Origin of the sequence: Thalassorhabdomicrobium marinisediminis, assembly GCF_003072065.1 — a bacterium.
Classification (GTDB): Bacteria; Pseudomonadota; Alphaproteobacteria; order Rhodobacterales; family Rhodobacteraceae; genus Octadecabacter; species Octadecabacter marinisediminis.
Genome location: NZ_QCYG01000006.1, coordinates 22,814 through 48,257, shown reverse-complemented (window position 1 = coordinate 48,257; position 25,444 = coordinate 22,814). Strand labels below are relative to the sequence as shown.

The following is a 25,444-nucleotide window of genomic DNA, read 5'->3' as shown; positions in this document are numbered from 1 at the left end:
AAGCCAGTGTCCGACATGCGGACAAAGCGTTAATTCGCTGCAGAAACCTACAGTCTATTCCAGCACTATTAAGTACAGCTTGCCACGTCAGTGTCTAGCTAGCATGATAGATACTGTGCCTTTAATATAGCGCTGCCGCTTGAGGTGATTAAACAGCAATGGTTTCATTCGTTTGGATAATTGTCACGGTCAGCACGCTTTTCGTTGCTAATGCATCCAACGCTGCTGACATCAGAACTACGCAAACACGCGACTGCCTCGTGGAAATTGATGGCGAGATTACACACGGCGACGCCGCGCGACTGATGGCGCTGTCCGGTCATCTGTTAGTGCATAATGGGGAAAGCACTTCGGAGTCAGTGCTGTGCCTTGATAGCCCGGGGGGTAGCGTGATCGAGGGCTTGAAGATGGCTCGTTTCATCATGGAGAACGGGATCAGCACATACATTGGAGATGGTGATGTGTGTGCTTCCATTTGCGCCATCATGTTTATGATGGGTAATTACAGAGGCAGCGAGGTGGCAGGGCTGAGTCGGACTATGCACTACCGTTCACAGCTCGGGTTTCACCGTCCATATCTTGAAGCAGATGAAGCCCGTTCTTACACGTCCGATGACATTGAAAGTGTGTATAGGCTGGGCGTTGAGACGGTTTTCGATATCTTCACTTTGGCGAACACTCGCGAGCCATGGGGTACAGCGCGCATGATCGAGGCTGAACTAATGGCGAAGATAACCGGTACGCCAGGATCGGAGATGTTCTACGTTACTACGGTAGAGGAAGCAGAGCGGTGGCGTATTTTCTTAGATGGTCTACCCGATACCCCGCCGGGGGCCAGGAAACCGCAGTATGCGTGCGAAAATGCGCTTGCATATCCAGTGGCGTTGCCATCGGAATTGAACGGGAATGACGGACTCTTGGGGGATGCGGTCTACGACTTCGACCCTTTAAACGCCTACAATGTTGAAATATTCGCAAACGCGCCTCTTGCAGTGGTAGGACAGACAGAAGATGTCGCCTCGATCCGGGCAGGATATTCGGGCGTGGGTTGCAAAGTAGCAATGCAGAACAACTATGTCGCTGTCTGTGGCTATGATGGAACCACCGATACCTACGTGGGCGCATGTACTGTACAGTATGGAATGAGGAACTATAATACTACGGTGCTTCTGCATCCCAAAACGGAATTCCGGACACTTGGGCTAAGCGATGGTTTGGGCGCGGATGCTCGACGGATCGCGCAATGCGAAATCTGGGATTCATCCAACGAGGTAACCGACAGCGATCCTTGTCTTCACAGCGTGATTTTCCTAGCGCAGAGCAGCCGTCCTCTGACACGGCATGTGTTCGATTGGCCATCTGGTGCTCGAACGATCGTAGACATTGGCGCGACCTCGTATGGTGAAACAAGTGAATTTGTTCGAATCAATGGCGAATCTGGCAGCCGAATATCGAAGCAACAATCAATGCAATGTGTATTGAATGAAACGACCGGAAACACGTTGTGTGTAAACAGTTAGGGCTCTTCCTGTTAGCGCCGCTAAAATCCTATTTATACTGACTAACTGTAAAGTATGAAGATATGAACTTAGTATCGGACGCCCATACGATTTCTAGCCTTGCCCAAGTCGGTCTAGTTGCCGCCGTTCTCTACAGACGAGACTATGGGCCGTTCTAGGCTTACCCTCAAACCACAACCTCCACCCGCTCCTGCGCGCCGACCCCGAACACCCGCTTATACCGCTCGATCTCCGCGTCCGGCCCCATCGCCTTGTTCGGATTGTCGCTCAGCTTCACCGTGGGCTGGCCGTTGGCCTCGACCGCCTTGCAGACCAGTGAGAACGGGGCGAGCGTGTCGCCTTCGGTCAAGCCTTTGAAATCGTTGGTGAGCATCGTGCCCCAGCCGAAGCTGACCTTGGTGCGGCCGCGGAACTGGTTGTGCAGGGCGACGATCTTGTCGGCGTCCAGCCCGTCCGAGAAGATCACAAGTTTCTCCATCGGGTCCTCACCCCGCGACTTCCACCATTCAATGGCGCGTTCGGCGCCGGTGGCGGGGTCGCCGCTGTCCACGCGGATGCCCGTCCACCCCGCGAGCCAGTCGGGCGCGTTGTCCAGAAAGCCCTGCGTGCCATAGGTGTCGGGCAGGATGATGCGCAGGTTGCCGTCGTGCTCGTCGTGCCAGTCCGACAGCACGTCATAGGGTGCGCGGGCCAGTGCCGCGTCATCCCCGGCCAGCGCGGCATAGACCATGGGCAGCTCGTGGGCGTTGGTGCCGATGGCCTCAAGGTCGCGGTTCTTGGCGATCAGGCAGTTGGACGTGCCGGTGAACCGCGTGCCCAGCCCCTCTTGCATGGCGCGGACGCACCAGTCCTGCCACAGGAAGGAATGCCGCCGCCGGGTGCCGAAATCCGCCACGCGCAGATCCTCCAGCGGGCGCAGCTTCTCGACCTTCTCCCACAGTTTCGTCATGGCGCGGGCGTAGAGCACCTGCAACTCGAAGCGGCCCATCTCCGTCAGCACGGCGCGCGACCGCAGCTCCATCAGGATGGCCAGCGCCGGGATCTCCCACAGCATCACCTCGGGCCATTTCCCCTCGAACGTGAGCTCATACTGCCCGTCGCGCTTTTCCAGATGATAGGGCGGCAGGCGGAGCTGTTCGAACCAGTCCATGAACTCGGGCGAGAACATGGAGCGTTTGCCGTAGAACGTGTTGCCCCGCATCCATGTGGACTCGCCCCGCGACAGCGAGAGCGAGCGCACATGATCCAACTGCTCGCGCAGCTCCCCCTCGTCCACCAGATCGGCCAGCCGCACGGATTTGGTGCGGTTGATCAGCGAAAAGGTGACATTTGTGTCCGGCTTGTTGCGAAACACCGACTGACACATCAGAAGCTTGTAGAAGTCCGTGTCGATCAGCGACCGCACAATCGGGTCAATCTTCCATTTGTGGTTCCAGACCCGAGTCGCGATATCGACCATATTCTTCCCCTTAAATGCGCGCCAATCCCCGCGCGGCTTGTCTAGCCGACATCAGGCCGGAAGGAAAAGCAATGGTTCATCGGCGCCCAAGTGCGTCAAGGGCTTCCCCCGATCGGGGTTCAGCTCTTGCTGCCAATTGTCGATGGCGTCGATGGGGGCGATCAGCTGGATGGTCGAAAGGGTAAGGTTGTCGCGGCCGATCAGCCCGGCGATAAGTTCCAGCGCCAGCATCGCGGCGACGACCAGCCAGATCGGCAGCGCAAGCGCGGCGAAGAACCCGGCCATCATGAAGACGTAGTCCATCACCGCGTTCAGGACACTGTCACCCAGATAGCCCCGGTTGATCGTCGTGGCACGGAAGGCGTTCAGCACCCAATCGGTATGTTCGATGATCTCCCACCCGATCCCGGTGACGATGGCAATGGCGAAGAGCACGTTGAAGCCCAAACGCGGGAAGACCACGCGGCCCAGAAGCGGGATGAGCATGCCGTGCAGGATGTGGCTGAGCGTGTACCAGTCCGCAATATGTTGCGAGTTTTCGCTGCTGAAAATCGAGGGCACCCAGAGCCGGACGGTCCCGCAGGTGCAAATGAGCGGCTGCCCCCAGGCCCAAAGGGTCACACCGATGAGGGGCACCCCCAGAAGGGCCACAAGGAATAGGATCGTGCGGGCCACTTACGGCTCCTGCTGTTTGTTCTGCCGGCGCAGATTAGGCAGCAATTGCGGCAAGAGTGTGGCGACCCGCACCGCAGGCGGTGCCCCCGGGGCGGGGGCCGCCTGCTTTAGTGTTCGTGGGGGTCGTTCTCGGAATCTTCCTGGGTTGCATGGACCGTGCCGTGGCGGTGATCCGGCGGGCCGTAGATCGCGTAAAGCTTGAGCGGCTCTTCCCCGATGTTGGTGATATTGTGCCACATGCCCGCAGGCACGAAGACGGCCCAATCGTCGCCAACCTCTTTGTCGTAGTCCAGGTTATCCTTGCTCTGGCCCATCTGCACACGTCCGCGTCCCTGCTCAAGGCGCAGGAACTGGTCGTTGCCCTCATGCACCTCAAGCCCGATGTCGCCGCCCACGGGGATCGTCATCAGGGTGAGCTGCAGGTTGTGTCCGGTCCAGCGCGTGGTGCGGAAATTGGTGTTGTCCAGCGTGTCCTTCTCGATATCGACGACGAAGGGCTCGGCGCCGTAATCCTTGGTGTCCGTCATGATCTGTCCTTTCCGGTCTGGGGCGTTTCCCATGAGGTAGTTCCCGGACCGGGTCGGACAACTGCGGCGGATTGTCGTGCCGGCGCGCTAACCGTCAGACAGCGTGACCCCGGCGGCGGCCATTCCAGCCGTCGCGGCGGCAAGGCTGCCGTCAAAATCAATGGCGCGGGACAGGTCGGTGCGCACCGTCACCTCAAACCCCAGTTTCGCCGCGTCTACCGCCGAGAAATTCACACAGAAGTCCGTGGCAAGACCCGCAAGGGTCAGCCGCTCGATGCCCCGCGTGCGCAGATACCCCTCAAGCCCCGTGGGCGTGCTGTGGTCATTCTCGAAGAACGCCGAGTAGCTGTCGATGGCTGGATTGAACCCCTTGCGCAGGATCATGTCGGCGCGGCTGGTGTCGAGGTCCTTGTGAAAGGCCACGCCCGGGCTGCCGATGACGCAGTGATCGGGCCAGAGCACCTGCGGGCCGTAGGGCATCTCCGTCACGGTCATCGGGTCAACGCCGTGGGTGCTCGCGAATGAGGAATGCCCCGCCGGGTGATAGTCCTGCGTCAGGATCACCGCGTCGAAATCCTCCATCAACGCGTTCAGGCCGGGCACAATGTCGTCGCCCCCCGTCACGGCCAGCGCGCCGCCGGGGCAGAAGTCGTTTTGAACGTCGATCACGATAAGAGCATGGGTCATGGCGGGCCTCGGAGGTAAAAAAGGTCAGATGATTTGCGCCTACCCTACGGGTTGAGCGCGCCGGTGCAACGCAGTATTGGAACGCCATGTATATCGTTGCCGCGCTCTATCATTTCACGCCCTTCCCCGACCCTGCCGCGCTCAAGGGGCCGCTGGCCTCGGTGTGTGAGGCGCACGGCGTGATGGGCACGCTGCTTCTGGCCCGCGAGGGGATCAACGGCACCATCGCCGGATCGCGCGGTGGGATCGACGCGGTATTGGCCCATATCCGCGCCCTGCCCGGCTGCGCCGACCTCGAATGGAAGGAAAGCACCGCCAGCGTGCCACCCTTCAACCGCATGAAGGTGCGCCTCAAACGTGAGATCGTGACCATGGGCCAGCCGGACGTGGACCCCACGGCCAGCGTCGGCCACTACGTTGAGCCTGCCGACTGGAACGCTTTGATCACCGCCCCGGACGTGGCCGTGATCGACACGCGCAACGATTACGAAGTGGCAATCGGCACCTTCGACGGCGCAATCGACCCCGAAACCAAGAGCTTCGGCGAATTCCCCGCATGGTGGGAGGCCAACAAGCACCGCTTCCACAACAAGCGCATCGCGATGTTCTGCACCGGCGGCATCCGCTGCGAGAAATCGACCAACTACCTGATCGGTCAGGGGGTCGAGGATGTCTATCACCTCAAGGGCGGCATCCTGAAATACCTCGAAGAGGTCCCGCAAGAAGACAGCACATGGGACGGGGAGTGCTTCGTCTTTGACGCGCGTGTCAGCGTCGGTCACGGCTTGAAGGAAGGCCCCCACATCCTGTGCTACGCCTGCCGCCGCCCTCTCTTGCCCGAGGATCGGGATCGCCCCGGCTTCGAGCTGGGCGTGTCTTGCCACCAATGCATCGACGAGACCTCCGAGCGCGACAAGGACCGCTTCCGCGAGCGTCAGAAGCAGATCGCCCTTGCCGCCCAGCGGGGCGAGGCGCACGTTGGGCCGAAGCGTCCCTAAGCCGCCCCGATTTGCGCGACTCAGCAAAAGTGGCGTTAAATGGACCCCTGCACAACAAAGGAGCGGACCCATGGCGAAATTCTTGTTGATCTATCACGGCGGCGGCATGCCCGAGACCCCTGAAGAGGGGGAAAAGGCCATGGCGGCTTGGGGGGAATGGTATCAGGGCATGGGCGATGCGGTCGTCGATCCCGGTGCGCCGGTGGGCAAGTCCCACACGGTCAGCGCCGATGGACACGTGGAAAACGGCGGCGCCAACCCGGTCTCGGGCTATACGGTCCTGTCGTGCGACAGCTATGAGGCCGCCTGCGCCCACGCGGCCAAGAACCCCATGGTGAAAGACGGCAGCGGCTCGGTCGAAGTCGCCGAAATGATGGAAATGTAGGCCGGATTCGGGCTGGCATCTTCGCTGCTGATCGGGTCAAGTCACGGCAAGGAGATTTGCCATGATTACCCCCGATTTGCTCGAAACGATCCGGTCGAAATTTGCCCATGTGGACAGCTGTCCGTTTCAGGGCCCGCGTGTGTTCTTCGAGAACGCGGGCGGCGCGCTGACGCTGAAATCCGCCGTCGAGACCAGCGCGAAATTCGCCGCGATCCCCGACAATCAGGGCCGCGCCAATCCGGCGGCCCAGGCGCTGATGGACGTCATCGCCGAAGCTAAGGTGGCGGCGATAGACTGGTTCGGCGTGGATCACGGGCAGGTTTTCGTGGGCGAAAGCGGCACCGAACTGCTGTTTCGCCTGATCCGCACGGCGGTGACGGGCACCGAAGGCGGCGTGCTGCTGGGCTCGACCGTCGAACACCCGGCCTCTCGCTCGGCGATGGATCACTGGGCCAAGAAGCTGGGCCGCGACTATCGCCTCGTGCCCCACGACGACGCGCAGGGTCTGGTCACCGCCGAGGCCTATGCCGAAGCCGTGACGCCGGACACCAAGGTCGCGACGATCCTGCACACGTCGCCCGTCACCGGGATGGGCATGGACCTTCCCGCAATCACGAAAGCGATCCGCGCGGTGGCGCCCGAATGTTTCATCATCGTCGATGGCATCCAACATGCATCGCACGGGTTGGTGGACCTGACGGCCGCGGATGTGGATGGCTACGTGGTCTCCCCCTACAAGGTATTCTCGCGCCACGGCTACGGCGTCGCATGGGTCAGCGACCGGTTGACCGCGTTGGGGCCCGAGCAGCTTCTGGGCGGACCCGAGGCGAATTGGGAATTCGGCACCCGCGACACCGGGGCCTATGCCACGTTCCGCGACGTGGTGGACTACTTCGACTGGCTTGGCGCTGAGGTGAGCGATGCTGACTCCCGCCGCGGCCGGATCGAAGCCGCAGGTGCTGCGATAAATGCCCACGAAAAGACGCTGACGGATGCCATGCTGAACGGCACCGGCAATCTCAAGGGATTGACCGAAATGGCCGGCATTTATGTCGTCGGAGGTGCCGACAATCCGGCGCGGGAAGGGCTGGTCTGTTTCTGGTCGGATGATGTCGCCGCGGCCGACATCGTCGAAGCCCTGAACAAGGAAGGCATCCGCACCCACGTGCGCAAGGCGGACCACTACAGCGGCAACATTCTTGACCCATTGGGTCAAGGGGCGGCGGTGCGGGTCTCCATGTGCCACTACAACTCAGAAACCGAAGTGGCCCGGTTCCTGAGTGTGATGGCGGATATTCTCGACCGCTGATTATTCTTCGGCGTCCCGGTCGTTCTCAAGATCGCTCAGGGCGCCGGACACCTCTTGCGTGTCGTCGCCGTCGTGGCGCCCCGGATCCCCGGCCCAATCGCCTTCGCGGCGCACCGCATCCTTGATCTCCGGCGGCAGTTCGCGGGCCAGATCGGCGACCGGCGGATCATCGCGGTCGCGCGGCTCTTTGCGGATGTCACGCTCTTCGCCCGGGGTCACGATGGTCAGATTCTCGGTCTCGGGGGTGACCTCGGACTGGGGCTGTGTGCTGTCGATGTTCTTCTTGTCGGCCATGTCGCATTCTCCTTTGTGTCATCAGGACAACGCGGCAGGCCGGATTTGGTTGTCGGCTTTCACACAAAAGTGCGAAAATCCGCAGCCCGTCCGTCAGTCGCCAGCCGACCGCCCGGCCCCGGGCGGTCGCCTGTCTGTGCGAAATGTCGCTAGATCACGCCCATCGCCCGCATGGCATCGGCCACGCGCACGAAGCCCGCGATGTTCGCGCCCAGAACGTAATCCCCCGGCACGCCATATTCCTCGGCCGTCTCGTGGCACGAGGCGTGGATGTTCGTCATGATCTCTTCCAAACGGCTCTCTGTTTGGGCAAAGCTCCAGCTGTCACGGCTGGCGTTCTGCTGCATTTCAAGCGCCGAGGTCGCCACCCCGCCCGCATTCGCCGCCTTGCCCGGGGCGAACAGCACGTTGGCGTCCTGAAACAGGCGCACCGCTTCCGGCGTGCAGGGCATGTTCGCCCCCTCGGCCACGGCTTTCACCCCGTTCTCGACCAGCACCTTCGCGTTGCTGCCGTTCAATTCGTTCTGCGTGGCACAGGGCAGGGCCACATCACAGGGGACATCCCAGATCGAGCCGCCCTCGACGTAGTGGCAGCCGTCGCCGCGCAGGGCCGCATATTCGGAAATCCGCCCGCGCTTCTCTTCCTTGATCTGCTTGACCAGCGACAGATCGATGCCGTTCTCGTCGACGATATAGCCTGCCGAATCCGAACAGGCGACGACCTTGCCCCCGAACGAGATGATCTTCTCCATCGCGTAGATCGCCACGTTGCCCGAGCCCGAGACGACGCAGCGCATGCCTTCGGGATCGGCGCCGCGGGTTTCCAGCATCGACCGCAGGAAGAACGCCGTGCCGAAGCCCGTGGCCTCCTTGCGGGCGCGCGAGCCGCCGTAAACCAGCCCCTTGCCGGTGAGCACGCCCGCCTCGAACCGGTTGTTGAGCCGTTTATACATGCCGAACATATAGCCGATCTCGCGCGCGCCGACGCCGATGTCGCCTGCGGGCACGTCCACATATTCGCCGATGTGGCGGTGCAGCTCGACCATGAAGGACTGGCAAAAGCGCATGATTTCCCGGTCCGACCGGCCCTTGGGGTCGAAGTCCGATCCGCCCTTGCCGCCGCCGATGGGCAGGCCCGTCAGCGCGTTCTTGAAGGTCTGCTCGAAGCCCAGAAACTTGATGATCCCGACATTGACCGACGGATGAAACCGGATGCCGCCCTTATAGGGGCCAAGCGCCGAATTGAACTGCACGCGAAAGCCGCGGTTGATCTGCACCTGATTGTTGTCATCGATCCACGGGACGCGAAAAATGATCTGCCGCTCCGGCTCGCAAATGCGCTCGATCAGCGCCTCGTCCGAGTATTCCGGTTTCCGCGCCACAACACGGCCAAGGCTTTCCAGCACCTCCCGCGCGGCCTGATGGAACTCGGGCTCGCCCGCGTTGCGGTGCAGAACGGTGCTAAGGATGGGCTGAAGCTTTTCGTCTACTGTATTCAAAGGGCAATCTTTCTGCGCAGGTCCGATGTGATGTCGCGGGAATCGTGAAATCTGGCGAGCCGTGGAGGACTCGAACCCCCGACCTGAGAATTAGAAGTTCCCCGCTCTAATCCAGCTGAGCTAACGGCCCGCACGCGCTTCTTTTAATGGGCAACGCACGGGGAATTCAAGCGGCGGTTTCGCCGATCCACGCGTGTTGTGCCCGGGCTTGGGGTTTGCGGGCGCTAGGACGCCAGAGGGGTCGCCGCTTCGGTGCGCGCCTTGAACCGCGCGGTTTGCGGATCGACTTGATAGCGATCGGCATAGTCCGACGCCCGACGCGCCAGATCGTCCACCGCACGGATGACGAAATCGACCTTCTCATCGCTCATCAACGCCGACAGGTTCAGGCGCACCCAACCCGGTTTGGCGGTTTCCTCGCCCCGTTCCAGTGCTGCGATCGTGGCGTCGGAATCCGTCTTGTCCAGACCCAGCAGACGGTGGCCGTAAGGCCCCGCGCAAGCGCAGCCGCCGCGGGCCTGAACCCCGGTCAGGTCGCTGAGCAGGCGGGTGAAGAACTGGTGGTGCACGGGCGCGCCGGTCCCGTCGGTCAACCGGAACGAAAAGATCGGCAGCGCATCTGCCCCGCGCTGGCCCAGAAGCTCGATTCGGTCGTTCCTGGACCAGACCGCAAGCGCGCGTTCGCGCAGCTCGGTCTGGCGTGCGGTCAGCCAATGCTGGCCCAAAGCCTCTTTCACCAGCATGGCGAGGGCGGCGCGAATATCGCCGATCACGTTCGGCGTGCCCCCCTCTTCCCGCGCGGCAAGCCGGTCGGAATAGACATGCCCCCAGGGCGACACGAAGCTGACCGTGCCGCCGCCGGGCAGCGTGGGCACCGCGCGGGTGGCAATGGCGTCGCGGATCACGGCGACGCCGCTGGCGCCCGGTCCGCCGGGGAACTTGTGGATCGAGCAGACGATGGCGTCCTTTTCCGCGTCGGTTCCGGGCCGCATGTCCATCTCGCAATAGGGGCCTGCGCAGCCGTAGTCCCAAACCGCGAGCGCCCCGTGCGCCTTGAGCAGCCGCGTCACCGCGTCCGTGTCGGTGCGCAGACCTGTCACGTTGGACGCCGCCGAGAAGGTGCCGACGATCCGCGCCGCGCCCTGCGCGTCCCGCAGCGCGCGGTCCAGGTCAGAGAGGTCAACGCCGCCGCCCACCGCTTCGGCGATCTCGATCACCTCGGCCCCGGTTTCGCGCCACGGCAGGATGTTCGAATGATGCTCGTAAGGGCCGGTCAGAACCACCACACGCTCCCCGGCCGCGACCAGGGGCGCGAGGTCGAGCAGACCGGCAATCCGGTTGATCCCCGCCGTCGAGCCCGCACCGGTGAAGACCACGCTGGTGCCCACCCCAGCGTTGGTCAAACGGGCGATCTCCGCCCGCGCGGCTTCTCGCAGCTTGGTCATGTATTCGCCGCAGAACGACGCTTGGGTGTGGGTGTTCGCGTAGTAGGGCAGCACCTGATCGCGGATGAAATCCTCAACCTGCGTCAAAGCCCGCCCGGAGGCGACGTAATCCGCATAGACCAGCGGCTTCGGCCCGAACGGCCCGTCGATCTTCACGTCCTCCCCGATCAGCCCGCTGCGGATATGATCGTGCACGTCGGCGCGGGACAGGGATGCTTTGAAGGTCTCAAGGGGGGTCATGTCGGCTCCGGTGTTGTGAACCTCTGCATTCTGACACGTCAGACGGAAAAATCTTCACATAAAACCACCGTTGCATATCCTGTTTTGGGTCATATGATCCAATCTTATGGAGAACCTAGATCATTTCGATTGCCGCATTCTGGAAGAGCTGCAGCGCGACGCGGGCCAGTCTCAGCGGGCGCTGGCCGAACAGGTCGGCCTGTCGCAAAACGCCTGCTGGCGGCGGCTCAAGGCGCTGGAGGCGCGCGGCGTGATCCGCAACCGCACGGTGGTCATCGACCGCGAGAAACTCGGCGGCAGCTTCATCATCTTCGCGCTGATCAAAACGCGGCACCACTCGACCGACTGGCTGCGCAAGTTCCGCGCCCATGTCTCGGCGATCCCCGAAGTGATCGACTTTTTCCGCATCGGTGGCGAATATGACTATCTGCTGAAGATCGTTGTCAACAACATGGCGGGCTATGACAACGTCTATAAACGGCTGATCGAGAACATCGAGCTCGACACCGTGACCTCCTATTTCGCGATGGAAGCGATCGAGGAGCAGCGCCCGCTGCCCCTTGGCCGGCTTTAGCGCCGCGCGTCAGGTCCAGCGCAGGACGACCTTGCCGGACTGCCCGGATTTCATCGCGGCAAACCCCTCGCGGAATTGATCCACCGGCAGGCGGTGCGTGATCACGCGGCTCACGTCCAGCCCGTTCTGCAGCATGGCGATCATCTTGTACCAGGTCTCGAACATCTCGCGCCCGTAAACGCCCTTGATGGTGATCGCCTTGAACACGATCCGCGACCAGTCCACCGGCGACTTGCCCGGCGGAATGCCCAGAAGCGCGATCTTGCCGCCCATGATCAAGTTTTCCACCATTTGATCGAGCGCCTGCTGACTGCCGGACATCTCAAGCCCGACGTCGAAGCCCTGTTTCATCCCCAACTCGTGCGAGACGTCGTGCAGGTCTTCGGCGGTGACATCCACCGTGCGCACGTTGGGACAGACCACCCGGGCTAGCGCAAGGCGGTCGGGGTTGATGTCGGTGATCACCACATGCCGCGCGCCCGCATGGCGCGCCACGGCGGCGGCCATGATCCCGATCGGCCCCGCGCCGGTGATCAGCACATCCTCGCCCAGCAGGTCATAGCTCAGCGCGGTGTGCACGGCATTGCCAAGCGGGTCGAGGATCGCGCCAATCTCGTCAGGAATGTCATCGGGCAGCGGCACCACGTTGAACGCGGGCAGTCGCAGGTATCCGGCAAAGGCGCCTTGCACGTTCACGCCAATGCCGCGCGTGCCCGGGTCCAGATGGAACTTCCCCGACCGGCTCTGGCGGCTGTCTGTGCCGACCACGTGCCCCTCGCCCGAGCAGCGCTGGCCAAGCTGCAAGCCGGTGACGTTGCGCCCGAGCTCGACAATCTCACCGGCGAATTCGTGTCCGGTGATCATCGGCACCGGCACCGTGGCCTGCGCCCAGTCGTCCCAGTTCCAGATGTGGATGTCGGTGCCGCAAATGCCCGTGGCGTTGATGCGGATCAGAACATCATCGGGGCCGATCTCGGGCACCGGCGCCTGCACCATCCACAACCCCTCTTCGGGTTTGGACTTCTCAAGCGCCTTCATCGTGTTGGGCAAGCTCATGAGATCACGCCCAACGCGCGCCCGACCTTGCCGAAGGCCTCAAGCGCGCGGTCCAACTGCTCGCGCATCAGGGCCGCATTCATCTGCGTGCGGATGCGCGCCTGCCCCTTGGGCACCACGGGAAAGAAGAACCCGGTGACATAGACGCCTTCCTCGAACAGGCCCGCGGCCATGTCTTGCGCCAGTTGCGCTTCGCCCAGCATGACCGGCACGATGGGATGCTCGCCCGCCAGCACGTCGAAGCCCAGCGCCTCAAGTCCGGCGCGCCAATAGGTCGCGTTCTCCTTGAGTTGCGCGCGCAGGTCGGCCCCCTCTTCCACCAGCCGGATCGCCTCCAGCCCGGCGGCCACTAGCATGGGCGGCAGCGCGTTCGAGAACAGATAGGGCCGCGCACGCTGGCGCAACACGTCGATCACCGCCTGCGGCCCTGCGATATAGCCGCCCAGCGCGCCACCCAAGGCCTTGCCCAGCGTGCCGGTGAGGATGTCCACATCGACGCCGAAGTGGTCAGGGGTGCCCGCGCCGTTCGGCCCCATAAGGCCGGTGGCATGGCAGTCGTCCACCATCACCAAGGCGTCATAGGTTTTCGCCAACCGCGTAATCTCGGGCAGGTTCGCCAGATAGCCATCCATCGAGAACACACCATCGGTGGCGATCATCACATGCCGCGCCCCGCCGTCCCGCGCCTCTTTCAGTTTCGCTTCAAGGTCGGCCATGTCGTTGTTGGCGTAGCGGAAGCGCCGCGCCTTGCACAGGCGGATGCCGTCGATGATCGACGCATGGTTCAGAGCGTCGGACACCACCGCATCCTCGGGGCCCCAAAGCGGCTCGAACAGGCCACCATTGGCGTCGAAGCAGGCGGCAAACAGGATCGAGTCATCCTTGCCCAGAAACGACGCGAGCTTTTGCTCAAGCTCCCGGTGCAGGTCCTGCGTGCCGCAAATGAACCGGACCGAGGCCATGCCGAACCCCTTGTCGTCCATCGCGTCCTGCGTGGCCTTCTTGAGGTCGGGGTGATCGGCCAGCCCCAGATAATTGTTGGCGCACAGGTTGATCACCTCACGCGTGCCCACGGTGATCTCGGCCCGCTGGGGCGAGGTGATCAAACGCTCGCGCTTCATAAGCCCGTCCGCGTCGATCTGCGACAGCATGGCCTCCATGTCGGCAATGAAACGATCACTCATCGGGCACCTCCTGCACAGTTGCCCCTTGGTACAAGCCCGCGGGCGCAATCGCAATGCACCGCCGCGCCCAGTGTAAATCAAGGCAAAGCTGTCTCGGAAGAGCTCAAATATACCTAGGGCCGAACCATCTGACGAAGGTCATTTAAGAGATTGAGTTCCCATACAGGACCAAGCAGATACAAATCGTCGCCTGACGACGACCATCATTGACTTGCGTCATATCTCCATGCTCGTTGACAGCATTATGCTCGCCGTGGGACCAAGAAGGGCTACTCAGTTATACCAGCGGCCTATTAGGAATAAGGGGGGGTTATCCTTCCAAAAACGAAACCCAGACAAAGGAGAAAGACAGAATGCGCGTCACGTCAATTACGCCGATGAAGAATGAGGGACCCTATATTTTAGAATGGGTCGCCCACAATCGCATGATCGGGATCAACGACATGCTAGTGTTCTCGAATCATTGTTCGGATTTCACGGATGTTATTCTCGAGCGATTGGATGAACTCGGCCTTGTTCGCCATATGATCAATCCGTCGGTCCGCAAACAGAATGCCCGTCATCATATTGAACTGGTGCGCTACGTTAATGAATTGCCACGCCTGCGGCGATCCGACTGGGTTACACATATCGATGCAGATGAATTCATCCGGGTCAAGGTTGGAAATGGCAGGTTGGAGGATCTTGTGAATGCGGTGCCAGACGCCGATGCAATTTCCATGTCATTGCGTACCTTTGGGTGTAGCGGTATCGACGGCATATTGCCAGACGATGGATTGGTGACTGAAACGTTCCGTTGGCGCAAAGACAACAATAAAAGTCATGCGCCGGTGAAGTATCTCGCGCGGGGCGGTTTCCCTTGGACGAAATTCGCAAACAATTCGCCTGAGCTTGCAGAGCCAGAGCTCTGCCGGGTGAACTGGGTAAATGGAGACGGGACCGAGTTGCCGTCTGAGAAAATTGCAACCCCGTTCAAAAGGCTTCCTCCCAATATGACCGCTTTCGGTTTGGTTGACATCGCCCATTATACGATCCGCTCCTTTAGAGGCTTCCTGTTGCAAAAGGACCGCGGAAGCGCCAACCCGATCAAGGGGATCAAACCCACCGAGCCGGACTTAGAGGACACCATGAGGTATTGGGATCTTTACAATTGCAATGAAGTTGAAGACGAAATTTCCAAAGCCGGAAATCCTGATCTGCGAGGAGCGGTGGCTGAGCTCTTAAAGGACACTGAACTAGCTGACCTCCACAAAGCGTCGGTTAATTGGCATAGAATGCGCGCACAAGAGTTGCTGAAAAATAAGACCTATGCGAATATTTACCGAACTATCCTATCCCGGCACGAGGAAGTTTTCCCGAAGGTCGTATCCCAGATAGACGATCGATTTGCGTAGAAGACTGGCAGAAATTGGGCGCCTGAGTGTATTCAGACAAAGGGGGTGTCGATGACACAGACGTTGAAGATCCGTGCCGTCAACAGTTCATCGGCGAATGCCGCTGGTCCGTGAGGCCAGTGGACGGAAGCAACGTCGGTGACGCGCAAATGCCATGACGCCCTTTCCGACCGAGGCGCCCATGCGGTCATTCCGCCGCGCAAGAACGCCAAACCGTGGTAGCCTTCGACTGTCGGCGCCATCGCCGGGAAGGAGGCACTACGCATTCACCGCCGCCTACATATAGATTTTGTATGCGAATACGCACGATATCTTGCGCGAGTGTTCGGATCGCTCAGTCCTTACCCCGATTCCGAGGCAACTTTGCCCCGATTTACACAGGCTTGTAAATCGGGGCAAAGTTGTCTCGGAAAAGCCTAAATAAACTTTATAAAACAATGGCTTAAAAGCCCTCACTATGAAATCGGAGCAAAGATCCCGCGATAATCGGGGCAAGATTGCGCGGAATCTTATCAAGGATCTCGCGAACACAGATGCCCCAAGAAAAAAGCCCGCCAAAAGCGAGCTTCTTGGTCTATAGATTTTCGATTGTCGTCAGGAGGATGCATTCACCTGCATCAAAGATTTAACATCAACCTGAATGGCGTCGATGCCAGTCCTACCCGGGTGGCGGAATGCCATAATTCGGCCTTCAAGAGCCTCAGCGAAAATTTCCTCGAAATGCCCGGCACCGCGCTGGCACGCATAGGAGATCGGGTGGAAATCGTCATTTTGCGCTCCCAACTCTGGGAGTTCTGCAACCCGCGCCAATAGGTCATCTAAATGGCGTCGGGCGAACACCACTCTACGGACGGAACCGCGTCCAGTTGTCGGGATCAAAGGCTGCAAGGTTCCATGGCGGTAGAGCCGTTTTACCTGACTTTTGCTTGCGCCCAGATACACGGGGACTTCGGACAGTGGGATAGCGGTTGAAAAGGCGTCGATAAGCGGGACGATCCTGGCCACCTCAAACACCATTTTCCCACTTTCGACCTCGGTCGCCTCTTGCGGGATTTCGCCAAGTTTCTTGAGAAGGCGGGATAGGCGCGGACGCTCAATTTCAACCGCTTTCGAAAGACTATAGAGGGTATGATATCGCCGTTCGGTGATCTCAGCTCCCAAGACTTTCGTGCCTGGCTCCACCGCGGAATGCTTTACAATATGGTCGCGCAGAATGTCGCGAATTGGGCCGGGATCGACCGCGTTGCTGCGGCGGTCCAACCAGTCAAAGAGCTTGCCGTAGTAGGCCAACGGTCCCGCCTGGACCGCGGTTGCCGACGACGATTTGCGGATTGTATCCAGCGCCTCCTCGATTGCGCCTGGGCCCTCGGAATAGATCGAGAACCCAATATCTGTGGCCTCTTCGGTTTGGGCGGCGGTCAACCTCGTGAGAGCAACCTTGTGGCCATGCTGCAGGATGCCGCCAAGCATCTCAGATGCGGCAAGAACATGCTCCAGTGTCTGGCCTGCCATCCAAGAGCCTTCGGAACTTGAACCGCCGGTAACACGGCCTCGCAGCCATTTAAGGTATTCTGGCGGTTCTGGCGTCGCCGTACTTGGCGAAGCCATCGGTTCGCCTCCCAGCGCTTCTCGCAGGTTGGTCTCATTCTTGTAGGGCGCCTCAACGAGCCATGTTGAGTGCAGGTCACAGCGAGACACATGGCGAACCCCCCAGATCAGTCGAAATCGGCGATCAGGAATCGCGCCGTCTTCCGCGAGACAGCTCGGGCAGTAACGGTCTGCACGTGGACTCAGGAAAGATTTCGACAAATGTTCGCCTCGGAAAGAGGCCGCCCGCTGGAGCACGCGGATGGCAGCGCGCTGTGCTTCATCGAGGGCCAGTCCAACCGCCTGAGCGAACGCTGATACCGCCCCGGGGCGCCCAGAGGCAAAATGCTCGGTATTGACGCCCAGGTCGCGGAGCAATCGTGCCATGCCGCGCCCTGTGTGCATTCCGGCCAAACGGTCTGTGTAGGACAAGAGTGTTTCCTCGGGGTCGAATGGAAGGGAAGGCCAAAGGGACATCATTGAGCCCACCCGATCGAAAGCAGCTCAGCCTCCACAGCAGACCAACCTGCAGCTTCAAACGGCGTCATGCCCATGGTTGAGTTCGTTTTTCTGAAGACCCGCTCGGCAAATTCGAGCGTAATCTCCTCGCGCCTCCTTGAGATGGCGCCGCGCAGAATTTCCTTGGCCAGTTCGACCGATTTTCCGACTTGGCCATGTTTCGCGAAGAGAATGCGGTCAGCAAAATTTTCCTCGTCCTCGACTTTCAGCTCGAGGATTTTGGCTGATTTTGAGAAATTCCGGCGGAAGAGGTGCGCCCCCTTGCTACCGGGGCAGATCCGCGACAGCGCGAATTGGTTGAACCGGCGGATAGTTTCGCCCGTGGGCTCTGACAGGAGCGCGAAAGCTGGTGGCAGCCATGTCAAGCCAGACGATGACCTCCGCCGAAGTGTTGAAGACTGTCAGAGAGCGCCGCCAAAGCCATTGGTATCCAATCTACCGCGATATCTATAAAGCGATTGGCTACGCCACGGAATTCCAGCAGGCCCTGGCCGAGGCAACGCTCTCTATGACCTCCCCCGCCGAGGGGGTGAAGCGGTACGTGTCCAGCTGGTTCAAAATCGACCAGCTCTATCGTAAGTTCATCTACCACATGCAGAAGAGCGGACAGGCTTCCCTGCTGGGATCATTGTTCGAAAGCGTTGAGAACCGCTACACCACCAACTTTCTTTTAACGGTCAATGACGCCTGGCAGGACCAGATCGCGAAGCTGTCCGACTGGTCAGTGCCCAGGTATGCCAAACAGACAGACTTCTACCGCGATCATGCGGCCAAGTACCGGCGCCGCGACCAAAAAGTTGTCGTGATTGTCTCGGATGCGCTGCGCTTTGAGGTGGCCGAGGAATGCCAGCGCGAGATTCGCAAGTTGTCTCGCTACGATGCGCAACTGAAGCCGATGGTCTCGACGCTCCCCAGCTACACCCAGCTTGGCATGGCCGCCCTGCTGCCGAACGAGGCGTTGACCCTGTCCGGCGATGCGGCTGTGTCGTCTTTCGGTGAGCCGACTCAGGGCACCGTCAACCGCCAAAAAATCCTCGGCAAAGGCCGCGCCGGCGATACAGCGAAAGCCATGAAGGCAGAAGACTTCATGAACATGAAGGCGGAAGAGGGCAAAGCGCTCTTCCGCGATCATGATATCCTGTACCTCTATCACAACCGCATCGACATCATCGGCGACAAGCTGGCAACCGAGGATCGCTTAACCGAGGCCGCTGAAGATGCCATCGAGGATCTGACAAAGCTTGTTCGCAAGCTGACGACCGCGAATTTCTCGAATATTTTGATCACCGCAGATCACGGGTTTCTCTATCAGCACCGCCCGTTGGACCAGTCCGATTTCTCTGTTGCTGACCCCACGGGTTCGGAAATCCTGTTTAAGAACCGGCGCTTCGTTATAGGTCGCGGACTGAATGAAACCTCTGGAATGAAGAAATTTTCGTCGGCAGAACTGGGTCTGTCGGGTGACCTCGACGTGCTGATCCCCAACTCGATCAACCGTATGCGCGTCAAAGGCGCGGGCAGCCGATTTGTCCATGGGGGCGCATCGCTGCAGGAAGTTGTCATCCCGGTATTAAAGGTCGGCAAACGGCGGGAAGCAGATGTGGGCAAGGTCGATGTCCAGATTATCGTCCCCGGTCGAAGCTTGATCTCATCGGGCCAAACAGCAGTCACGCTCTACCAGGCCCAGGCCGTTTCCGAGAAACAGCAGCAGCGTGATCTGTTGGCAGGCATATACGCCAATGACGGCACGCTTATCTCCGATGAACACAATCTCACGTTTGACTTCGCCTCGGAGAATGCCCGAGAACGAGAGCTGCCACTCAAGTTTCTCCTGTCCCGCGAAGCGGACCAGTTCAACGACCAAGATGTCTTCTTGAAACTGCGCGAGCGGATCGGCAAGACCAGCCACTACGAAGATTATGCCAGCCACCGCTTCCAGTTGCGCCGCGGCATCACCACAGATTTCGATTTTTAAGGACCGGCCATGAGCTCTCTCGATGACAAGATCAACGAACACTTCGCAGGCTATGTGGTCCGCAAGGATCTGGTGAAAGCCGTCAAAGGCAATGCCATCGTACCAACCTATGTGTTGGAATACCTGCTGGGCCAATACTGCGCGACCGATGACGAGGCTTCGATCCAAAGTGGCATCGAAACGGTCAAGGACATCCTGCGTAAGCACTATGTCCATCGCAACGAAGCCGGCTTGATCCAGTCCACGATTAAGGAAAAAGGGCGCTACAAGGTCATCGACCAGATCAGCGTATCGTTGAACGAAAAGACCGATAGCTATGAGGCGGTCTTTGATAATCTGGGCATTAAGAAGGTCGCTGTCGACAGCGGTACAGTTAAGGCCCATCCCAAACTACTGGTCACGAGCGTTTGGTGTATCGCCGATGTGCAGTATGAGTTTGCTGAAGACGCCCGTACCTCTCCCTGGGTGTTGGAAACCATCAAGCCGATCCAGATCGCACGTGTGGATTATGACGGCTATAAAGAGGCCCGCGGTCAGTTCAGCAAAGATGAATGGATTGATCTGCTCATGCAATCCATCGGGTTTGATCCTGAAGCATTCGGGCGTCGCAGCAAGCTCTTGCAACTGATGCGTCTGATCCCGTTTGTCGAACGCAACTACAACATCATCGAGCTGGGGCCCAAGGGAACCGGCAAGTCCCACATCTACTCTGAATTCTCGCCTCATGGACAATTGATATCCGGGGGCGAGGTGACGATCCCGAAACTCTTCGTAAACAACTCCAACGGACGGATCGGCCTCGTTGGCTACTGGGATGTTGTGGCGTTCGATGAATTTGCCGGGCGCGAGAAGACCGCGAATAAAGCGCTCGTCGACATTATGAAAAACTACATGGCCAACAAGACTTTCTCCCGCGGGGTCAACCCCATGGGGGCGGAGGCCAGCTTTGCTTTCGTCGGCAACACAGATCACAATGTGCCCTACATGCTGAAGAACAGCGACCTGTTCGAAGCCCTCCCTCCGCAATTCCACGACAGTGCCTTCATCGACCGGCTGCACGCCTATTTGCCCGGCTGGGAGATCGATGTGATCCGCGGCGAAATGTTCACCAGTGGGTATGGCTTCATCGTCGACTACCTTGCTGAAATTCTGCGCCATCTGCGCCAGGAAGATTTCTCCAACCGCCCCGACCAACATTTCCGTGTGAGCGAGAAAGTCTCAACCCGTGACCGCGATGCGATCTACAAGACCATGTCCGGAATGCTGAAAGTCATTTTCCCGGCCGGCGGCGAAAGTGCCGAGGATGTCGAGGAGCTGCTGCAACTGGCGATGGAAAGCCGGAAACGGGTCAAGGATCAGCTGTTCAGGATCGATGCGACCTATCCCGAGGTTGATTTCTATTATTCCGGATCCGACGGGGAGAAGCGGTACATTCAGACCGTCGAAGAGCAAGAGTTTCCGCAGTTCTACAACCAAAAACCGACACCGAATTCGATGCAACGTTCGGATGAGAAAACGCAGATCTCCGATGATGTAATCGAAAGTACCGTCGAACGCCGAGCGTCGGAACCAGCCCAGGACTCGGTCGCACGACCCCTCAAGGACGGGCACTTTACCTACGCGGAGAATCGTAAGGGCATCAGTTTCGACAAGTTATTCGGCCCCTATACGGACGGCGCCACCCGGATCGTGATTACTGATCCTTATGTGCGTAAACCATATCAGATCAGAACGATGATGGAATTCGTTGAGATGATTGTCCGGCGCAAGAAACCCGAAGATCAGATTTCAATTCACCTCGTGACGGGGCCGCATGACGGAGAGGTTCAAAGGCAGCGTGAACTTCTCGAGAGTATCACCGAAGCATGTACTGGTACCGGCGTCGATTTTACTTGGGCACTTGATACTACCGGAACCGCGCACGCGCGGGACATCTCAACCGATACGGGCTGGAAGATCGTGCTCGATCGCGGCTTGGATATCTACCAACCCCCTATTCGCCGCGACGGTTTCAGCCTTGGCGATCGCCTACAGGAACATCGCATGTTGAAAGGGTTTTATGTAACGTATGTAAGGCAATAGAACATGTTCGGTCGGGAGCAGCCCATGGTGCATGGGACTCCAGGGGGATTATATCCCTGGCATCCCGTCAGCGGTCGATCACGTAATCAAATCTATCGCCAGCTACATATAGATACCATAGCCGAGCAATAACCACATCTTGTATTACAATTCAGTGCGCGGGATCTTTACCCCGATTCCGAGACAACTTTGCCCCGATTTACAAGGCTCAGTGTGTCCAGGTGCCGCGGCGGTCGGTGGCGAAATTCTCGCCGTAGCCGCCCATGCGGATGTTGGGTCGCCGCTCGTTGGGGTCGCGCACGACGGCGGTGATGCCGTTATCCTTGGCGTATTCGAGCGCTTCTTCCTTGGTGTCGAAGGTCAGCCGCACCTGCGTCTGGGTGTCCGCGGACGAGGTCCAGCCCATCAGCGGATCAATCTCGCGCCCTTCTGAGGGGGCGAATTCCAGCACCCACAAACGGGTCTTCGCGGTGCCCGACGACATCGCGGTGCGGGCGGGTTTGTAGATTCGTGCGCGCATGACAAAACCTTTCAAGAACCTGCCGACTTATCCGGCAAAATACCGGCAGGAGCAAGTGAGTCCCATCTCTTTCCGGCCCGTCCCTTGCATCTATTTCCACCGCCGCCCCTTACATCGGCACCGCGCGGCGCTACCTGACGTCCCTGCAAGGAGCGCCCCCATGACACCATCCGACCTGATTGCGATGAACATGCGCCTCGCCACGCTCATGGTTGAGACGGGCACGGTGATGAACCTGCGGCTTCTCGGCATGGCCGGTGCGCTGCCCGCCCGCCGGGGCGAGACCCGGCGCATGGTTGATGAAAAAGCTTCCGTTGCGGCGCAGTCCTATATGGCGGCGAGCACTGCGATGATGGCGGGAAAACCGCCGCTGGCGATCTATGAGGCCGCCCTGAAACCCGTCAGCAGCAAGGTGTCGGCCAACCGCAAACGGCTGTCGAAACTGTAGCCGGCCGCGCGCGTCAGACGGTTTCCGCCTCCAGCGACACCCCGACAAACTCACCTGCCGTCTGCGCCAGCGCCGGCCAATCGGTGAACTCGTGATCGCCTTCGGAGGCTTCGTAGTCGCGCCCGCGCATCACCACGTGCTCCAGCACCTGCATCGCGTAATAGTCGTATTTGCCGATGCGGACAGCACCGGCGACGCAGGCCTCACGCTCGGGTGACAGGCCGGTGCGCATCTTCATCTCGGTCAGGTAATCCCGCGCGTCCGCATGGCCTTCGGGGAAAGCCGCGCTCAGGCTGATCGACAGCATCAGCACGCGGCGGGCGGCAAGCTCTTTCGCGTGGGCGGTCAGAAACACCTCAAAGGCTTTCGGGTGCCGCCGCTCATGCACCGGCGCGGCCAGAATGACGTGTTCGACCCCGTCGAACGACACGTCAACCATCCGGTTGCCGGCGTCGACCACGGTGACGGCGCATCCCGCCGCCTGCAGACGCTGTTCCAGAAATCGGGCGATCTTGCCGGTTTGCCCCTCGATCGTGGCATAGGCTATCAGAACTGACATCGCATCCTCCTGTCGCGTGATGGGGCAAGCCTAGCCGCGCGGCCCCTTTGCCGCTTTGCGCCAGATCAAACTCCTGCTCGGGCGCGGCCTGTTGCCCCTTGAACACAGCGCCATCGGGCTCATTTATGACAGGACAAAGGGAATCATTGATGCACAACAACACGCCTGAACGATCCGTCGAAACGATGCCGATGATGTCCTATCCGGCGCCGGACGTGAAAAACCGTGAAAAGCTCGAAGGCGGCAAGAAATTCGTCCTCGACACCGAGTTCGAACCCGCAGGCGATCAGCCCGCAGCCATCAAGGAGCTGACCGCGGGCATCCTTGACGGGGAACGCGATCAGGTGCTGCTGGGGGCGACCGGCACCGGCAAGACCTTCACGATGGCCAAGCTGATCGAAGAGACCCAGCGCCCCGCCATCATCCTTGCACCGAACAAAACGCTCGCCGCGCAGCTCTACGGCGAATTCAAAGGCTTCTTCCCCGACAACGCCGTCGAATATTTCGTCAGCTACTACGATTACTACCAGCCCGAAGCCTATGTCGCGCGGTCCGACACCTTCATCGAGAAGGAAAGCCAGATCAACGAACAGATCGACCGGATGCGCCACTCGGCCACGCGTGCGCTGCTGGAACGGGACGACGTGATCATCGTCGCCTCGGTGTCGTGCATCTACGGCATCGGTTCGGTCGAGACCTATGGCGCCATGACGCAGGATTTGCACGTGGGCCGCTCCTACGACCAGCGGCAGGTGATGGCCGACCTGATCGCGCAGGCCTACCGCCGCAACGATCAGGCCTTCCAGCGGGGCACCTTCCGTGTGCGCGGCGACAGTCTTGAGGTCTGGCCCGCCCACCTCGACGATCGCGCTTGGAAACTCTCGTTCTTTGGCGAAGAGCTTGAGGCGATCACCGAGTTCGATCCCCTGACTGGCGAGAAGACCGACAGTTTCAGCAAGGTCCGCATCTACGCGAACTCGCACTACGTCACACCCAAGCCGACGATGAAACAGGCGATCATCGGCATCAAGAAAGAGCTGAAGATGCGGCTCGACCAACTGGTGAACGAAGGCAAACTGCTGGAAGCGCAACGGCTTGAGCAACGCTGCAACTTCGACCTAGAAATGCTTGAGGCGACCGGCGTCTGCAACGGGATCGAGAACTATTCGCGCTACCTCACGGGCCGTGCACCGGGTGAGCCGCCCCCCACGCTGTTCGAATTTATCCCCGACAATGCCATTGTTTTCGCGGATGAATCCCACGTTTCGGTCCCGCAGATCGGCGGCATGTACAAGGGCGACTTCCGCCGCAAGATGACGCTGGCCGAACACGGGTTCCGCCTGCCGTCCTGCATGGACAACCGGCCGCTGAAGTTCGAGGAATGGGACGCCATGCGCCCGCAATCCGTCTTCGTCTCGGCCACCCCCGCCGCGTGGGAGCTTGAGCAGACGGGCGGCGTCTTCACCGAACAGATCATCCGCCCCACCGGCCTGCTGGACCCGGTGATCGAGATCCGCCCGGTCGAGACGCAGGTGGACGATGTGATGGACGAGATCCGCAAGGTCACGGCCGAAGGCTTCCGCACGCTGGTCACAACTCTGACCAAACGCATGGCCGAAGACCTGACCGAATACCTGCATGAGAACGGCATCAAGGTGCGCTACATGCACTCGGACATCGACACCATCGAGCGGATCGAAATCCTGCGCGACCTGCGGCTGGGGGCCTTTGATGTGCTGATCGGGATCAACCTGTTGCGCGAGGGGCTGGATATCCCCGAATGCGGGCTGGTGGCCATTCTGGACGCCGACAAGGAAGGGTTCCTGCGCTCGGAAACCTCGCTGATCCAGACCGTGGGCCGCGCCGCGCGGAACGCCGAAGGGCGCGTCATCATGTATGCGGACCGGATCACAGGCTCGATGGAGCGGGCCATAGGTGAGACCAACCGCCGCCGCGAGAAGCAGATCGCCTACAACGAAAAGCACGGCATCACACCGGCAACGGTCAAGAAGAACGTCGAGGATATTCTGGCCGGCCTTTACAAGGGCGACGTGGACATGAACCGCGTCACAGCGACCATCGACCAGCCCACCGGCGGCAATCTGCAAGCGGTGCTCGACGGGTTGCGCGCCGACATGCGCAAGGCGGCCGAAAACCTCGAGTTTGAAGAGGCCGCGCGCCTGCGTGATGAGGTCAAGCGCCTTGAGACCGTCGATCTGGTGGTCAGTGACGACCCCCTCGCGCGGCAATATGCGGTGGAGAAGGCCGTGGGCGACGCCAACAAGGCGGCGGGTCGTTCGACCGCCGGACGGCCCGGCCAACGGGGCGGCGTCAAACCCCGCAAACGCCGCAATTCCTGACCCCGCTGCCATGAAAAAGCCCCCGCCCGGACGGGCGAGGGCCAATACACACTCGAATACTCGTTACTATCTTTTTTGCGCCCGATACCGTTCGGCGATAACACACGAATTTCACGCGGCGCGGGTGCGGGGCCCCGCGGGGCCACCT

Annotated in this window: 23 protein-coding genes and 1 tRNA gene; 10 read left to right on the top strand and 14 right to left on the bottom strand. The window is 60.1% G+C overall.

Features of this window, described 5'->3' with window-relative positions; genetic code table 11:
• Window positions 1–158: 158 nt before the first annotated feature.
• Window positions 159–1,520: a COG3904 family protein gene (locus DC363_RS09935; protein WP_108641005.1), complete on the top strand. Its 1,362-nt coding sequence runs from the start codon at window positions 159–161 to the stop codon at window positions 1,518–1,520.
• 166 nt (window positions 1,521–1,686) lie between these two features.
• Here DC363_RS09935 and pncB read toward each other — a convergent pair whose 3' ends face one another.
• The 4 genes from pncB to pncA all read right to left on the bottom strand — a co-directional run bounded on the left by pncB (window position 1,687) and on the right by pncA (window position 4,868).
• Complete coding sequence (pncB, locus tag DC363_RS09930) at window positions 1,687–2,979, bottom strand: nicotinate phosphoribosyltransferase (protein WP_108641004.1); 1,293 nt, start codon at window positions 2,977–2,979, stop codon at window positions 1,687–1,689.
• 51 nt (window positions 2,980–3,030) lie between these two features.
• A complete protein-coding gene (locus tag DC363_RS09925; RefSeq protein WP_108641003.1) occupies window positions 3,031–3,654 on the bottom strand; it encodes a DUF2585 family protein in 624 nt (207 codons plus the stop codon).
• A 107-nt stretch (window positions 3,655–3,761) separates the two neighbouring features.
• On the bottom strand, window positions 3,762–4,181 hold the full coding sequence (locus DC363_RS09920) for a cupin domain-containing protein (protein ID WP_108641002.1): 420 nt from the start codon (window positions 4,179–4,181) through the stop codon (window positions 3,762–3,764).
• An 87-nt stretch (window positions 4,182–4,268) separates the two neighbouring features.
• On the bottom strand, window positions 4,269–4,868 hold the full coding sequence (pncA, locus tag DC363_RS09915; protein WP_108641001.1) for a bifunctional nicotinamidase/pyrazinamidase: 600 nt from the start codon (window positions 4,866–4,868) through the stop codon (window positions 4,269–4,271).
• An 86-nt stretch (window positions 4,869–4,954) separates the two neighbouring features.
• Between pncA and trhO the strand changes: the two genes are divergently transcribed.
• From trhO to DC363_RS09900, 3 genes are all read left to right on the top strand, one after another.
• Entirely contained in the window at window positions 4,955–5,866 is a 912-nt protein-coding gene (gene trhO, locus DC363_RS09910; protein WP_108641000.1) for an oxygen-dependent tRNA uridine(34) hydroxylase TrhO, read from the top strand.
• Window positions 5,867–5,936: 70 nt separating this feature from the next.
• Window positions 5,937–6,251, top strand: coding sequence for a YciI family protein (locus DC363_RS09905; RefSeq protein WP_108640999.1), 315 nt, complete (start codon window positions 5,937–5,939; stop codon window positions 6,249–6,251).
• 61 nt (window positions 6,252–6,312) lie between these two features.
• Window positions 6,313–7,560 carry an aminotransferase class V-fold PLP-dependent enzyme gene (locus tag DC363_RS09900; RefSeq protein WP_108640998.1) on the top strand — a complete coding sequence of 416 codons (1,248 nt, stop codon included), beginning with the start codon at window positions 6,313–6,315 and terminating at the stop codon, window positions 7,558–7,560.
• Here the strand turns inward: DC363_RS09900 and DC363_RS09895 are convergent, their stop codons facing one another.
• The 4 genes from DC363_RS09895 to DC363_RS09880 all read right to left on the bottom strand — a co-directional run bounded on the left by DC363_RS09895 (window position 7,561) and on the right by DC363_RS09880 (window position 11,038).
• Window positions 7,561–7,854 carry a hypothetical protein gene (locus tag DC363_RS09895; protein ID WP_108640997.1) on the bottom strand — a complete coding sequence of 98 codons (294 nt, stop codon included), beginning with the start codon at window positions 7,852–7,854 and terminating at the stop codon, window positions 7,561–7,563.
• 149 nt (window positions 7,855–8,003) lie between these two features.
• On the bottom strand, window positions 8,004–9,353 hold the full coding sequence (gene gdhA, locus DC363_RS09890; RefSeq protein WP_108640996.1) for an NADP-specific glutamate dehydrogenase: 1,350 nt from the start codon (window positions 9,351–9,353) through the stop codon (window positions 8,004–8,006).
• A 52-nt stretch (window positions 9,354–9,405) separates the two neighbouring features.
• Window positions 9,406–9,483, bottom strand: a tRNA-Arg gene (locus DC363_RS09885).
• 94 nt (window positions 9,484–9,577) lie between these two features.
• Complete coding sequence (locus tag DC363_RS09880; RefSeq protein WP_108640995.1) at window positions 9,578–11,038, bottom strand: aminotransferase class V-fold PLP-dependent enzyme; 1,461 nt, start codon at window positions 11,036–11,038, stop codon at window positions 9,578–9,580.
• A gap of 106 nt (window positions 11,039–11,144) precedes the next feature.
• Between DC363_RS09880 and DC363_RS09875 the strand changes: the two genes are divergently transcribed.
• Window positions 11,145–11,612 (top strand): Lrp/AsnC family transcriptional regulator, encoded by a 468-nt coding sequence (locus DC363_RS09875; protein ID WP_108640994.1) that lies wholly within the window; start codon window positions 11,145–11,147, stop codon window positions 11,610–11,612.
• A 9-nt stretch (window positions 11,613–11,621) separates the two neighbouring features.
• On the opposite strand, the gene tdh is transcribed toward DC363_RS09875, so the two are convergent.
• Entirely contained in the window at window positions 11,622–12,650 is a 1,029-nt protein-coding gene (gene tdh / locus DC363_RS09870) for an L-threonine 3-dehydrogenase (protein WP_108641264.1), read from the bottom strand.
• Window positions 12,651–12,664: 14 nt separating this feature from the next.
• Window positions 12,665–13,852: a glycine C-acetyltransferase gene (locus tag DC363_RS09865; RefSeq protein ID WP_108640993.1), complete on the bottom strand. Its 1,188-nt coding sequence runs from the start codon at window positions 13,850–13,852 to the stop codon at window positions 12,665–12,667.
• 353 nt (window positions 13,853–14,205) lie between these two features.
• On the opposite strand from DC363_RS09865, the gene DC363_RS09860 reads away from it, so the two are divergent.
• Window positions 14,206–15,246, top strand: a complete 1,041-nt coding sequence (locus tag DC363_RS09860; RefSeq protein ID WP_108640992.1) for a glycosyltransferase family 2 protein — start codon at window positions 14,206–14,208, stop codon at window positions 15,244–15,246.
• 594 nt (window positions 15,247–15,840) lie between these two features.
• Here DC363_RS09860 and DC363_RS09855 read toward each other — a convergent pair.
• Window positions 15,841–17,310, bottom strand: coding sequence for a TniQ family protein (locus DC363_RS09855; RefSeq protein WP_277871180.1), 1,470 nt, complete (start codon window positions 17,308–17,310; stop codon window positions 15,841–15,843).
• Complete coding sequence (locus tag DC363_RS09850) at window positions 17,310–17,717, bottom strand: hypothetical protein (RefSeq protein ID WP_108640990.1); 408 nt, start codon at window positions 17,715–17,717, stop codon at window positions 17,310–17,312. The genes DC363_RS09855 and DC363_RS09850 overlap by 1 nt, the downstream gene beginning before the upstream one ends.
• Here DC363_RS09850 and pglZ point away from each other — a divergent pair.
• Window positions 17,711–19,327 carry a BREX-1 system phosphatase PglZ type A gene (gene pglZ / locus DC363_RS09845; protein WP_108640989.1) on the top strand — a complete coding sequence of 539 codons (1,617 nt, stop codon included), beginning with the start codon at window positions 17,711–17,713 and terminating at the stop codon, window positions 19,325–19,327. The two genes, DC363_RS09850 and pglZ, sit on opposite strands and share 7 nt — an antisense overlap.
• Before the next feature lie 9 nt (window positions 19,328–19,336).
• Window positions 19,337–21,409: a BREX system Lon protease-like protein BrxL gene (gene brxL / locus DC363_RS09840; RefSeq protein WP_108640988.1), complete on the top strand. Its 2,073-nt coding sequence runs from the start codon at window positions 19,337–19,339 to the stop codon at window positions 21,407–21,409.
• Between the two features lie 208 nt (window positions 21,410–21,617).
• On the opposite strand, the gene DC363_RS09835 is transcribed toward brxL, so the two are convergent.
• On the bottom strand, window positions 21,618–21,929 hold the full coding sequence (locus DC363_RS09835; protein ID WP_108640987.1) for an ETC complex I subunit: 312 nt from the start codon (window positions 21,927–21,929) through the stop codon (window positions 21,618–21,620).
• A 160-nt stretch (window positions 21,930–22,089) separates the two neighbouring features.
• Between DC363_RS09835 and DC363_RS09830 the strand changes: the two genes are divergently transcribed.
• Complete coding sequence (locus tag DC363_RS09830; RefSeq protein ID WP_108640986.1) at window positions 22,090–22,377, top strand: antifreeze protein; 288 nt, start codon at window positions 22,090–22,092, stop codon at window positions 22,375–22,377.
• Window positions 22,378–22,390: 13 nt separating this feature from the next.
• Here DC363_RS09830 and DC363_RS09825 read toward each other — a convergent pair whose 3' ends face one another.
• On the bottom strand, window positions 22,391–22,936 hold the full coding sequence (locus DC363_RS09825) for a flavodoxin domain-containing protein (protein ID WP_108640985.1): 546 nt from the start codon (window positions 22,934–22,936) through the stop codon (window positions 22,391–22,393).
• A 149-nt stretch (window positions 22,937–23,085) separates the two neighbouring features.
• Here DC363_RS09825 and uvrB point away from each other — a divergent pair, with 149 nt between their 5' ends.
• Window positions 23,086–25,296 (top strand): excinuclease ABC subunit UvrB, encoded by a 2,211-nt coding sequence (gene uvrB / locus DC363_RS09820; RefSeq protein WP_108640984.1) that lies wholly within the window; start codon window positions 23,086–23,088, stop codon window positions 25,294–25,296.
• Window positions 25,297–25,444 lie beyond the last annotated feature (148 nt).